General features: G+C 47.0%; 17 protein-coding genes. All 17 read right to left on the reverse strand.

The window, feature by feature from the left end:
• Positions 1-28 precede the first annotated feature (28 nt).
• Entirely contained in the window at positions 29-1486 is a 1458-nt protein-coding gene (locus QYB97_RS10625; RefSeq protein WP_301165981.1) for a glycoside hydrolase family 32 protein, read from the reverse strand.
• A 123-nt stretch (positions 1487-1609) separates the two neighbouring features.
• A complete protein-coding gene (locus QYB97_RS10630) occupies positions 1610-2611 on the reverse strand; it encodes a LacI family DNA-binding transcriptional regulator (RefSeq protein WP_301165982.1) in 1002 nt (333 codons plus the stop codon).
• Positions 2612-2651: 40 nt separating this feature from the next.
• Entirely contained in the window at positions 2652-3941 is a 1290-nt protein-coding gene (gene hisD, locus QYB97_RS10635; RefSeq protein ID WP_301165983.1) for a histidinol dehydrogenase, read from the reverse strand.
• Positions 3942-3979: 38 nt separating this feature from the next.
• Complete coding sequence (locus tag QYB97_RS10640) at positions 3980-4741, reverse strand: SDR family NAD(P)-dependent oxidoreductase (RefSeq protein ID WP_301165984.1); 762 nt, start codon at positions 4739-4741, stop codon at positions 3980-3982.
• Entirely contained in the window at positions 4738-5748 is a 1011-nt protein-coding gene (locus tag QYB97_RS10645; RefSeq protein ID WP_301165985.1) for a 3-hydroxyacyl-CoA dehydrogenase family protein, read from the reverse strand. Before QYB97_RS10645 ends, QYB97_RS10640 begins: the two co-directional genes overlap by 4 nt.
• Positions 5749-5819: 71 nt before the next feature.
• Positions 5820-6158, reverse strand: a complete 339-nt coding sequence (locus QYB97_RS10650; RefSeq protein WP_301165986.1) for a gas vesicle protein — start codon at positions 6156-6158, stop codon at positions 5820-5822.
• 24 nt (positions 6159-6182) lie between these two features.
• On the reverse strand, positions 6183-6449 hold the full coding sequence (locus QYB97_RS10655; RefSeq protein WP_301165987.1) for a gas vesicle protein K: 267 nt from the start codon (positions 6447-6449) through the stop codon (positions 6183-6185).
• Entirely contained in the window at positions 6424-6657 is a 234-nt protein-coding gene (locus QYB97_RS10660; protein WP_301165988.1) for a gas vesicle protein, read from the reverse strand. Before QYB97_RS10660 ends, QYB97_RS10655 begins: the two co-directional genes overlap by 26 nt.
• Positions 6654-7481 carry a GvpL/GvpF family gas vesicle protein gene (locus tag QYB97_RS10665; protein WP_301165989.1) on the reverse strand — a complete coding sequence of 276 codons (828 nt, stop codon included), beginning with the start codon at positions 7479-7481 and terminating at the stop codon, positions 6654-6656. Before QYB97_RS10665 ends, QYB97_RS10660 begins: the two co-directional genes overlap by 4 nt.
• A 27-nt stretch (positions 7482-7508) precedes the next feature.
• Positions 7509-7739, reverse strand: a complete 231-nt coding sequence (locus tag QYB97_RS10670) for a gas vesicle protein GvpG (protein WP_301165990.1) — start codon at positions 7737-7739, stop codon at positions 7509-7511.
• Positions 7736-8491 carry a GvpL/GvpF family gas vesicle protein gene (locus QYB97_RS10675; protein ID WP_301165991.1) on the reverse strand — a complete coding sequence of 252 codons (756 nt, stop codon included), beginning with the start codon at positions 8489-8491 and terminating at the stop codon, positions 7736-7738. The genes QYB97_RS10670 and QYB97_RS10675 overlap by 4 nt, the downstream gene beginning before the upstream one ends.
• Positions 8488-9375, reverse strand: coding sequence for a gas vesicle protein GvpN (gene gvpN / locus QYB97_RS10680; protein ID WP_301165992.1), 888 nt, complete (start codon positions 9373-9375; stop codon positions 8488-8490). Before gvpN ends, QYB97_RS10675 begins: the two co-directional genes overlap by 4 nt.
• Positions 9376-9448: 73 nt before the next feature.
• Entirely contained in the window at positions 9449-9682 is a 234-nt protein-coding gene (gene gvpJ, locus QYB97_RS10685) for a gas vesicle protein GvpJ (RefSeq protein ID WP_061974594.1), read from the reverse strand.
• 180 nt (positions 9683-9862) lie between these two features.
• The gene (locus QYB97_RS10690) at positions 9863-10042 is read right to left on the reverse strand and encodes a hypothetical protein (RefSeq protein ID WP_301165993.1); all 180 of its coding nucleotides are present in this window, start codon (positions 10040-10042) and stop codon (positions 9863-9865) included.
• Between the two features lie 45 nt (positions 10043-10087).
• Positions 10088-10882: an ABC transporter permease subunit gene (locus tag QYB97_RS10695; protein WP_301165994.1), complete on the reverse strand. Its 795-nt coding sequence runs from the start codon at positions 10880-10882 to the stop codon at positions 10088-10090.
• Positions 10883-10907: 25 nt separating this feature from the next.
• Positions 10908-11705 carry an ABC transporter permease subunit gene (locus tag QYB97_RS10700; protein ID WP_301165995.1) on the reverse strand — a complete coding sequence of 266 codons (798 nt, stop codon included), beginning with the start codon at positions 11703-11705 and terminating at the stop codon, positions 10908-10910.
• Complete coding sequence (locus tag QYB97_RS10705) at positions 11680-12597, reverse strand: ABC transporter ATP-binding protein (protein WP_301165996.1); 918 nt, start codon at positions 12595-12597, stop codon at positions 11680-11682. Before QYB97_RS10705 ends, QYB97_RS10700 begins: the two co-directional genes overlap by 26 nt.

Here is a 12597-nt window from a genome sequence, read left to right on the forward strand (position 1 = left end):
AGCCCATCCCTGAAGGATGGGCTTTACTTTATGCTTTTGGGTTCCAAATGGATTTCAGGCGGGTGAGCTTCACTTCCTCAAACGCCACCTCACCGCCAACGGAATATAACTGCATTGTGAAATCTTCATCAAACGGGAAGAGCAACTCCGTCATCATGAGCTCCCCGTCACCCGCAAACAGTTCCAGCGAACAGGCATCCAAAATCAGCTGAACGTTGTGATCGGTGTGCTGCCGGGTGGCCACTGCTGCGTCCAGGCTCGGAAAGTGTTCGGAAAAATCAGTGGTTCCGCTTCTGCGGCGATCCACACTCCACTGCCGGTTTACCCGGCTGTAGGCTACACATGTTTCCGTTTTTTCCCCTTTTCGAAGAACGATACCCCATTCCTTCGTCTCAGGATCTATACTTTTAGGCTTCAGTTTCAATTCGAAAAGCTCATCCTTGCTTGGAAACACAAACGGCTGCCCGTCTTTCACTGCCACATTTTCATACGTATTCAGCTTTTCTTCCTTAATGTTGTCGAATTCCTTAACGACCTTTTGAGTCAAACACCAGCCGCTATCGGTCATTTTCAGGCCAAGCTCCCTCGGCAGGGACATCGCGCTTCTCCACGGGTCGGTCGGCACCTCATTGGCGTACTGCCAGTTGCTCATCCAGGCGATCCAGATTTTGCGCTCCACTTCGGTGTTGCTCCAGGAAACCGCCGCATAAAAATCCTTTCCGCCATCTGCCCAGCGAATATCGGCCGGTCCTTCGTCCGGATGAAAGGCTTTGCCATCAAACTCGCCGACAAAATACTGCGTGGCTGACCCGCCATTTGGCCCGCCTGGATTAATGCTCACAATCAGAACCCACTTTTTCGTGTCAGTGCCGTCCACCGTCAGCTGAAACAGATCCGGACATTCCCAAACTCCCCCATGGGCCCCAAAATCTTTACCAAATGCAGATAGATACTCCCAGTTGATCAGATTGGATGACTCATAAAACTGAATCTCATCACCCGCTGCCAGGCACATGATCCATTTTTTGTTTTCCTGGCTCCAAAACACCTTCGGGTCACGAAAGTCCTTGATACCCGGATTGGCGATCACCGGGTTCTGGTCATATTTAATCCATGTCCGCCCCCTGTCATGGCTGTATGCAAGACTTTGCTTCTCATCGTTTTCCTGGTGCTGGGTATAAAAGACAACCAGGACATCCTCTTCTCCCTCTTTTAAACCGCTCGTATTATCACGGTCAACAACGGCACAGCCGGAAAAAATCATGCCGAGCTCATCCGGGTACAACGCCACCGGAAGCTCTTCCCAATGGATGAGATCAGGGCTCACCGCATGGCCCCAGTGCATCGGACCCCACACGGTACTTTCCGGATGATACTGATAAAACAAATGATATTCCCCGTCGTAATAAACAAGACCGTTCGGATCGTTCATCCATTTTTCCTTTGGCGAAAAGTGAAACTGCGGCCGGTAAGGATGGTTGTACATGAAATAACCTCCGTTTTGTTCAGGTATGTATGCTTTCCCCTTATCTTACAATACCTTTCCACCATTTACAGTTTTTATTAAAAGAAAAAAGCCTCTTAATTAGAGACCTTTATCTTTTTATCTTTAGCGTCTGTTTTTAACCGAAGCACGTTCTATGAGGCATCCGTCCACAAAATTCATTTCAGGTTCCTCCTGCTGTCCGTTGATATCGTCCAGCATCAGTTTAACTGCCTGTTGAATCATTTCATCCACCGGCTGCTGCCAGGTAGTCAGCGCGTACGGCGACCAGTCCGCCATTTTTACATTATCAAATCCGATCACGGAAATATCTTCGGGAATCCGATATCCGGCGGTATTTAAATAGTCCATTGCACCGAATGCCATAACATCATTCGCGCAAAACAATGCGTCAATCTTCGCATGATGCTTCATTAATTTTTCCGCCGCTGCAAACCCGCCCTCATACGTGAAGCCGCCGTCCTCCATCGGAATGGATTCGATTCCGTGCTTTTGCAATGTATCTATGAACCCCCGGCTTCTCTCCAAAGATGTGGATGTATTTGACGGACCGGAAATGAAGCCCAGCTGCCGGTGGCCGGTGTCCAAAAGGTATTGGCCAATCCTCTGGCCTGCGGAAAAATTGTTGCAGATGACAGCATTGCTCATAGAATCGCTAATATAGCGGTTAAACAGCACAACAGAAATGCCATTTCGATTAAATTTTTGAACAGCCGCTGATGTTAGGAGGGCATCGGTGATAATGACGCCCTCTACACTGTACTCAATCAGCTGGCTCACTTCATATTCCTGGACTTCATCATTCTGGGAGTTGATGAACATGATCTGATACCCTTCTTCAGAAAGCCTGCTGTAAAATTTCTCAAGCACCTCCGGATAGAAAGGATTTTGTACATCACGCATGACAATACCGATAATTCGAGATTGATTGGTTATCAGCCCTCTGGCAATCGCATTAGGCTGATACCCCAGCTTTTCAGCGGCATCCAGGATCATTTTTCGTTTTTTATTTGAAATGCTTGCACTTTTGCTGAACGCTCTGGAGACGCTCGACTGGGAGACTCCTGCCAGCCGGGCGACATCCATCGCTGTCACTTTTTTATTCAAAATAGGTTTCCTCCTGCCGATCTAGACAGAAAAGATTATATCAGATTTTCGCCTTGTCTTTGCCATAGCGTTTCACGCGAAGATCAGCCTGTGCCTTGTGACCCATGAAGCCTTCCAATTCACAAAGGCGTGAAGCATATTCACCAATTTCTGCACTCGCTTCAGGTGTTACCCGCTGATAGGTGCACGTTTTAAGGAATTTCCCTACCCACAGGCCGCCGGTGTAGCGTGCCGCCTTTTTGGTCGGCAATGTGTGGTTCGTGCCGATCACTTTGTCCCCATAGGCCACATTGGTTTCTTTGCCCAGGAAAAGCGCACCGAAGTTGGTCATGTTCTCTAAAAAGTAGTTCGGGTCTTCGGTCAGCACTTCAACATGCTCATACGCCAATTTATCCGCTTCAACAACCGCTTCTTCAATGGAATCAACCACAATGACAGAACCATAATCGTTCCATGATACGCTGGCAATGTCAGCCGTAGGAAGAGTCTGCAGCTGGCGTTCCACTTCCTCAAGCGTTTCTCTGGCGAGCGTTTCGGATGTTGTAATCAACGCGCTTGGAGAAGTTGGCCCATGTTCTGCCTGCCCAAGCATGTCAGTCGCAATCATTTCTGCATCCGCTGTTTCGTCTGCAATAACAAGCGTTTCTGTTGGTCCGGCGAACAAGTCGATCCCCACTCTGCCGAACAGCTGGCGCTTCGCTTCAGCCACAAATGCGTTACCCGGTCCTACAATCATATCCACCGATTCAATAGTTTCCGTACCAATCGCCATTGCCGCCATCGCCTGAATGCCGCCAAGAAGGTAAATTTCATCCGCACCTGCCAAATGCATTGCCGCTACGGTTGCCGCAGGAATTTCTCCTTTAATTGGCGGTGTGCAGGCAATTACCCGTTTAACGCCGGCCACTTTTGCTGTAAGAACACTCATGTGGGAAGAAGCAACCATCGGATAGCGTCCGCCTGGAATGTAACAGCCCACACTGTTCACCGGAATATTCTTGTGCCCAAGCACCACGCCAGGCAGTGTTTCCACTTCAAGATCCTGAAGGGAATCCTTTTGCTTTTGGGCAAAATTGCGGATCTGAGCTTGTGCGAATTTAATATCCTCAATCACCTGCGCAGGCACACTGTTTACGATATCCTGTATTTCCTGTTCACTTAAACGAAAGGATTCCGGTGACCACTTGTCAAACTTCTCGGAAAGCTCACGAACTGCCTGATCTCCGTTTTCCTCCACATTTTTAATGACCGAGCTTACAGTGTCCCTTACTTTGGAATCCGCTTCCTGCACTTCCTGATTGGACTTTCCTTCTTTTAAAAAGTATGCCATGTTATTTTCTCTCCTTTTTTGAATACGTATGCAAATTTCTATATAGCTGTCCAGCCGCCATCCACTTTGATCGTTTCTCCCGTTACAAATTTTGAGACGTTTGATGAAAGATAAAGTGCTGCGTTTGAAATGTCCGAAGGCTCTGCCAGTTCTCCAAGCGGAATCCGGCGAAGCACGTCTTCCTTAAAGGCTTCATCCTTGAACATTTTTCCGGTCATCTCTGTTTCAATAAACGTTGGAGCGACCGCATTCACATTGATTTTATGCTGTGCCCATTCCACAGCAAGTGCTTTCGTCATCTGCACCATACCGCCCTTGCTGGCACAGTAGGCCGTACGGTTAAAATAGCCGACAAAAGCCATTTGGGAAGCGATGTTCACAATCTTTCCTGCTCTTTTAGGCACCATGATTCGGGCTGCCGCCTGACTGCAAAAGAACGCGCCCTTCAGGTTAATATCCTGGATGCGGTCCCAGTCCTCCTCCGTGACTTCAAGCGCCGGCTTGGCGATATTAATGCCCGCGTTGTTAATCAGGATATCAAGCGTTCCCAATTCCGCAGCCGCATGGTCAACAACCCGCCGTACTTCATCCACCGCACTCAAGTCACCAGTTATATAGGAACATTGGGGTTGAAGCTGTTTCAAAGCTTCCGTGGTTTCGGCCAAATCCTTTTCATTGCGTCCGACGATCATTACGTTGGCGCCATGCTCTGCAAATGCCAGCGCGATGTCCCTTCCGATTCCTTTTCCGCCTCCGGTCACAAGGACCGCCTTTCCTTCAAGATCCGGGAAGTATTTCATGATCGGTCTCCCATCACATGATCAGCAGCCAGATCCTCTTTCAGATAACGGATCAGTTCTTTTTCACGTTTCAGCTGAATCTCCTGTGAAAATGATTCGTCCCATTGATAGAAGCCTTCTCCAGTTTTCTCGCCGAGCTTTTCCTCTTTCACCAGTTCTTTTAAGACAGGAAGCGATTCTTGTGCAGAAGACAAGTCGCTGAACAGATAATCAGAAATCGAAGAAAAGACATCCAAGCCACCAAGATCAGCTGACTGCAGAGGCCCGGTGACCGGCAGCCTGCGGCCAATGCTGTACGTGACGGCCGCATCAATATCTTCTTTGGAGGCAACGCCTGTTTCCAAGAGATACTGTGCCTCGCGGAATAACGCATATTGCAGCCGGTTACCAATAAAGCCCGGCAATTCCTTTTTCACCTCAATCGGTTTCTTCTTCATCTGGTTTAAAAGATCAAAGCTGCGCTCCACCGTTTTATCGTTTGTCTTATCCCCACGCACTACCTCCACAAGCGGGATCAGGTGAGCCGGATTCCAAAAGTGAGTAACTACAACCCTCTCCGGCCGTTTGACTTCTGAAGCGATCGCAGTCGGGCTTAAACCGGATGTATTGCTGGCGAGGATGACATGTTCATCGCACAAAGCATCAAGTCTCGTAAACAATGATTTTTTCAATTCAAGAACTTCCGGGACGGCTTCAACCACAAAGGTTGCACCCTTGACTGCCTCTTCAACGGAAGTAGTCATCGTAATGCGTTCCCTGATTTGCTGAGCTTCCGTACCACTGAACAAACCATCGTCTACCAGGACATCCAGCTTTCTCACAAGACTTTTCCAGCCTGTCTCACAGTTTTGCTCATCAATTCCCTGCAAGGTTACACTAATGCCTGCCCACGCCGCGTTTAATGCGATGGAATGCCCCATCGTACCACAGCCAAGTACCGTTAACTTTTCCACGTAATCACCAAATTTCTGAATAATCTCGTTTTTGAATACGTATGCAAAATCCATTTTAACGGATTACCTTTAAAATGTAAACGCTTAACTCTTAAAAAAAAAGAATAGTGAACACAATGTGCCCACTATTCTTTCTCATCTTTTTTGACCGGTTCTGGCAATTCGGCAGCTTTTTCCTTATCCTCTGCCAATTGCTCCAAACGGTGGATCCGTTCTTCGAGCAGCGCTTTTTCCTCAGCAGCCATAAGCCCTTTGGAGGAATAGTAGGGATCCTTCTCCCACCAGTCCATTCCAATTTCTTTTGCTTTGTCAACTGAGGCAACCAGCAGCCGGATTTTGATCGTCAGCAGGTCGACATCGGCGAGCGATATTTTAATATCGCCGGCAATGACCACTCCCTTATCGAGTATCTTTTCCAAAATATCAAGCAGATTACTGGATTGTACAGGCTGTTGAACGGGCATGCCTTTTCTCTCCTGTCTCTAATGTTATAGCAGCTTTCCAAGCGGTCCCAGCTCGATATTGAGGTCCTCGTGCTCAAGTCCGAAAATAACCTTGAGCTCATGCATTTTTTCTTCAAGCCTCATGAGTGTCAGCCCGAGTTCCTCAAGCTGGTCATCCGACAGGGAATCATTCTCCACTTTTCGCATAGCCTGCCGCTCCATCAGCTGGCGCAAAAGCTCTATAATGGTGAGCACCAGTTTGGCCAATCCCTGTTCTACATCCGATTTATCCAGTGATAAGCGTTCCACCATCCACCGCCTCCTCGATGATTTTGCGGCTGCTGTTTTCAAAGGCACTTTCTATGGAGGAGATCAGCAGCTTCAAATCGACGATGATCAAATCAATATCTGCAATCGAGATCAGGATTTCCCCGCGGATGACCACTCCAGTGTCAATGATGCCATCGAGAAGATCCAGCAATGTCACTTCTTTATTTTCAAATGGTGAAAATTGTCTCATTCCGTATGTTCCTTTGCCAGCTTGGAAAAGTGATATGGCGGCCAGGGGCCCGTCACGTGAAAAATACACCCTTTTTCCTTCAATTCTTCCTCAATGGTTTCAATGGATTTAAAAAATTCATCTGCCTCTTCTATTTGAATCAGGACATCGCAATTCGCAACCATTTCTTCGGTAATTTCCGTCATATCTCTTCCCCAATTTTGCCGCAGAAGCTGTTCTGAAATCAGTGGTTCCAGCTCAGTGATTACTTGATGCCACAGCTCATTTTTCTCCCGCTCTAATTCGTTCTCGACCAGCATGGCAAGCCTTTTTTTCATTAAAAATTGCTTCCCTTTAGGCATGGACTCCATCTCTCGCTCCAACGATAGCACCGAAGGGTTCTTATGCTGAACAAACTCTCTCAAGCGTTCAGGACTGCAGAACATCTTGATGTTCCATTCCTGTTTTCCTCTCAGGTGGTCCAGTTTTCGCAGGATATCATCATGCTGATTCCTAAGTAAGGTTTGCAGCTTGTCGTCCTGTTCAAAGATCGTGCAGAACGACATGGGCAAAAGCGGGAATTGCTGCTGAAATAAAGCAACCGTCTCATGATGATGAAACGCGTGCTTTTTCAGCCAATCGGCGTCCTTTACTTGCCGGTCGATCTGTTCCTGACAAAACGCGTCCCCGTCTACTTCTGTCAGGATGGCAGCCAAACCATTGTACCTGCTGATTTTCACAGGCTCGCCGCCAATTCCCTGTAATTCCGGGCGTTCCGCATTACCTATATCTGCTGCTGCACAAATGCCATACACATAGAGAAAGGTTGTTGCAGTTTGTGCCATGCTTTCTCCTCCTCACCCCTGCTGTCTTCAGTTCTGCTTTTCACGTTCCTTGGCGATTCTGTACCGGTCCAACAATTCCTGTTCCCGGGCCAGATAGGATTCTTCATCCATTTGTTCCATTTCAAACATCGTATGAAGCTGTACCAGCTGCTGCTGGATATGAGGGATACTGTACAGCTCTTCATCCACTTCCTCCTGGATCTTTTCTCCGAGCTTGATGATCGAACGGATGGGCAGGGTAAAAAGTTTATGAATCATGATGAACCCTCAATTCTCAGTCGTATATTTACAAAGTTATACGCCGGCCACGGACCTGTGTATTTGAAATCCACTTTGTCTTTCCATGCTTCATAGAGATCGTTAACCTTTTGGTCGAACTGAGTTTCGCTGCTGCGCTCGATTAAAAAGGCCGCATTCAAAAACACTTTCCCCGGAATCGTATCATTCTGCTTTCCTGCAGCGGAGAGCAGCGAAAGCGGCAGGTAAATTTCCCTTTCCACCTGTTCCTGAAGCTGAAGGACAAACAGCTGTGCCCGTTCCCCCATCTGGATACGATCATAAAAAGCAGCCGGTGCGTCTATATCCTTTGAATTTTTCCATTCCAACAAAACGGGATCCTTTTTCATCTCCGCATCGATCCATTCCTTTTTGGGAAAGACCTTTAAGCCGACTTCAATCTTGTTCTCGAGATGAGAGAACAATTCGATAAAATCTTTTTTCAGATGGCTGGTAATGAGCAGAACATCCTTCTCTGAATGAAACACATTGCCAAAGCTCATGGGAATCAAGCTGTACTGTTTCATCACTTCCGAGATCACATCCTGGTGGGTCAACAGGTTCTGACGGCCGGGAAGCACCTCGCCCTCCACCTTGCATACCACCATGGCAATGCTGCCCAGATGAAGAGTGAACACTCCGGATTTCTCACCATTAAATTCTGCCTGGCCAAATGACTTCTTTTCTTTTTCCGCTATCGCACAAAAAACATAAATGCCTTTTTCCGTGCTCACTCCGGTTCATCCTCTCTCTGCAATTCCTGCAGAATCAGTTCCTGCACCGTTTCCTCTTCTTCATCGGGAAAAAAAGGCTGAACATGGCGGGTCAGTACATCAAGGCAAAGCTGCTGATACAAAAGATTTTTCGGACAAATTTCAACAGACGCTTTTTTGGCTATGGAAGCAATCATGATGGCAGCCCTCAGACTCGGGCTGCTGCCATTGCCATAGGCTCTCAGCCGGTTAACAAACTGAACGATAGATGCTGCTTCTTTTTCATTAACACCTGTTTTCTTGCGGATAATAGCCATTTCTGATTGTTCATCACAGAGATTTATACCGATGGTAATTAATCGGTCGATCAGTGCATCCTGTGTATGAAACGTTCCGGCATACTCCTCCGGGTTGCTTGTGAAAATCATGCAAAAATCCGGATGGCATGGAATGGCGGTGAACTTTCCATTCCCATACACAGGGAGCACCCTCTCCTCGAGGAGAGATAAAAGTATATTATTCGTTTCCGGGCGCGAACGTGTAAACTCATCATAAATTACGACATGTCCCTTTTTCACCGCCTCAATCAGCTGCCCTTGCATCCATAAAGGTCTGACTTCCTGCTCCTTCTTATATACCGAATGGATATAGTTGTCTACGACCTCCTTTTTGGTGATACCCATATAGTGGCCGATCAGGTCCTTGTTGCTCAGCTCGTGATGTCCCCGTATTACGGTTACCGGCCTGTCCATCTGTTTGGCAATATAAAAGGCAAGACTGGTCTTTCCTACCCCTGATGGTCCGGTAAAATGAACCGGAAAGCCTGTCCGCAAATACATGAGGGACCTGGACACCAGTGACTGGTAAAAAGGGACAGCGAGAAATTCATCCTGTTGATTCATCATCCTTTTCGCTTCCTTTCATTCATCATTTAAAAAAACCAAGGCGCAGAACAGCCCTGGTTTTTCCGAGTCTGTATTAAAGTGGTGCAGGCTCACTGTCTTCTTCCTTAGGCTGAAGAAGGCCTACTGCTTCGGCATAACGAAGCCAGGTATCGACACTCGCGATGACAATACGGGCATCAATCGTTAACAGCTCGATTCCAACCAAGGAAACCCGAGCCCACAGATCAATAACCACACCTTTATCCAGAATCCGGTCGATAACCTCCGCTAAGCTGGAAGAGTCTACACTCTTTTGAATGGCAGCCATGCAATCCCCTCCTTTCATCGGTTGAGAACCAAGGGGAATTTCTTTAGCTTATTCTTTATTTTTGCTTCTGGTGACGGCAAGCCCCTTGCCACAACTGCTTCCTCCGTAAATACGAAGTAAGATAGTATATGTTTGCTGGATTTAAGAGGATTGGACAGGCGTTTACTAGAATGAAAGATTTTATTTTAAAAGTAATAGCGGGGTGGGTCCGGCCAGTAAATTCTTTGTTTTGGACAGTAAAGCTTTAATTCCGGCCAGTAAGTCTTCGATTCTGGCCAGTAAGTTTTGGATTTCGGCCTGTATTTCTGTCAACAGCCGGCTGACAGACTCTCCAAACGGTGCTTTTTTAGTAAAAGACACAAAAAAACAGCCTCTCAGCTGTTTTTTCGCAACTATAATCTATGTTTATATCTTCAAATCTCTCTTACGGTATGCCGCAAACGTCAGGACGAATGCACCGAGAATGATAGCGGCGGACAGCCAGATGTACACCCCTTCAAACCCTGTGCTTCCCACCAGCTTTTTTGCTTCAAAATATTTAAAAGGCGTGATGAAACGCAGGGCATCGAGCTTGTCGTTCAGCTCGATGGCAATCGATAAAATATAGGCAATAACAAGAATGCCTGTCGCTATGGATACGGTCGATTTGGGACGGAGGCTCACAGCAGCTACTGCCATCCCCACCGAGAGGAAAATCAGCTGAAGGATCAGCATTCCGGCCATCAGCCTCCCAATCCCGCTTAAGTCTGCAGAAGGTTCATAGTAATTGACCATTCCGGCAGACAACCCATATGTCACCAGATTAAAGAGCAAAAGCAGAATGAGGGAAGCGGCAAGCTTGGAGGCAACAATCCTTGTTCGGGATACAGGTTTCGCCAGCAAAAACTCGGACGTTTTATCCCGCTCTTCTTTTGTGATCATCGTCGAACCAAGCAAGGCTGCATGAATGGCAGCCATGAGTGCAAGATAGGAAAACAGCATTCCAAAATACCCTGTGATGGTGGTTAGATCAAGCGAACTCAATCCAAAGATCGCCTGCAGTGATTTCGGCATCGCTCCAAAGATTTCGTTCACGGATTGGCCCGAGTTTTTCATCGTATCGTACTTGCTCATACCGGACACCACCATAAAAAGAAGCCCGATACACCACCAGATCATCGATTTGCGGCTGCTCCTCAACTCTCTCCAGAAGATGTTCAATTTTTTTCACCTCTTTTACATCCAGCTAAGCAGCATGGATGTCTTTTTTCATAAACAGAAAGCTGCCTGCTCCAACAGCGATCACAATGACTGCTGCCCCCAAGCCCATAAATAAGGGCTCATACGCGGTGTGCTTCATAATGTAGGGCAGGTCAAAGTACTTGAACGGCGTGATATAGCGGGAAGCTTCATCGCTGATTGCGGAACCGAACATGCTGATGATAAAGAAAGCAAAAACCGTACCGAGGGATACCGGCAGCACCGAACGGATTCTTGGAAATAAGGCAGAGACAAAAAAGCCAAGCGCCGCAAACATAAGCTGCACAAAAAAATTAGCGGCTGATATCAGGAAAAAGGCACTGGTATCAAAGTCATTTGCTGCCACTGTATTCGCCATGATATAAGAAACCACAACAAAAACCAGATTGGTGATCAACAGGATAACCAGCACGGCAACCATTTTTGACGTAATAATCCTCCCTCGTGTCACCGGTTTCGTTAAAAGAAACTCCGCCGTTTTCCCGCTGACTTCCTTCGAAAGGATACCTGTTCCCAGGTTCATGGCCTGGATGGCGCCGCACAGCATAATATATAAGAAGAAATACGAGTAGAAACCAAGCAATGAGGTGATGCTGTTGATCTGCACACCCAAAGCCTTCAAAACACCCTCCGGATAATTTTGCAGCACCTTGATAAATTGGTCGCCATCCTTTTCAATGGACGGATACATCGAGAAAAACAAAACAGTCACCGCTGCAAGCGATATGGTCCATATCATCATAGAGCGGCGGTTCTCCCTAAGCTCGTGCAGGAACATGTTCATCTTGAACATCCTCCTTTTCATAATAATGAAGAAAAATTTCTTCCAGATCGGGTTCATCCACCCACAGGTTGGCAAGCTGTATCTCCGCAAGCCTCCTCATGATCAGATTGATATCCCCGCTGTATAAAAAGCTGATCCGGTTTCCCGCTTCACTTTCAATTTTTGTAACGCCATCCAAAGCGAACAGCCCGGCATCAACAGGCACTCTGGTTTCGATTCTGATTTTCTTGTGGTTTCTTTCCTGCAAAGTGCTGATTTTTTCAACCGTAATCAGTTTTCCTTCCTTAATAATGGCGACCCGGTCACACATTTTCTGCACTTCGCTGAGGATATGGGAGGAAAAGAGAATGGTAGCTCCTTTTTGATTTTCTTCTTTTAAAAGTTCAAAGAACGTTTGCTGCATCAGTGGATCAAGCCCGCCTGTCGGTTCATCCAGAATAATCAGCTTTGGTTCGTGCAGCAACCCCTGGACAATGCCCACCTTCTTGCGGTTTCCATACGACAGGTCATCGATTCGTTTGTTCAGGTCCAGATCCATTCTCTCTGCCAGTTCACGGATCCGCTTTTTGCAGTCCTTTTTGTAAAAGCTGGCTGAGTATTTAAGAAGGTCCTTTACCTTCATCTTGTCGTAATAAAAAACCTCCGACGGCAAATATCCGATTTGTTTTTTAATTTCAGGACCATGCTTCACAACGTCCTTTCCAAAAATGGTCGCACTGCCGCTTGTGGGATAAATGATGGACAAAAGGGTTCGAAGCGTAGTGGACTTGCCGGCCCCATTCGGGCCAATAAACCCAAAGATCTCCCCTTCCTTCACAGAAAAGGTAATGTCTTCGATTCCTCTTGACTGGCCGTATCGTTTGGTTAACTGATTCAGTTCAATCACGTTCAT

Source organism: Fictibacillus fluitans, assembly GCF_030418125.1.
GTDB classification, from domain to species: domain Bacteria; phylum Bacillota; class Bacilli; order Bacillales; family Fictibacillaceae; genus Fictibacillus_C; species Fictibacillus_C fluitans.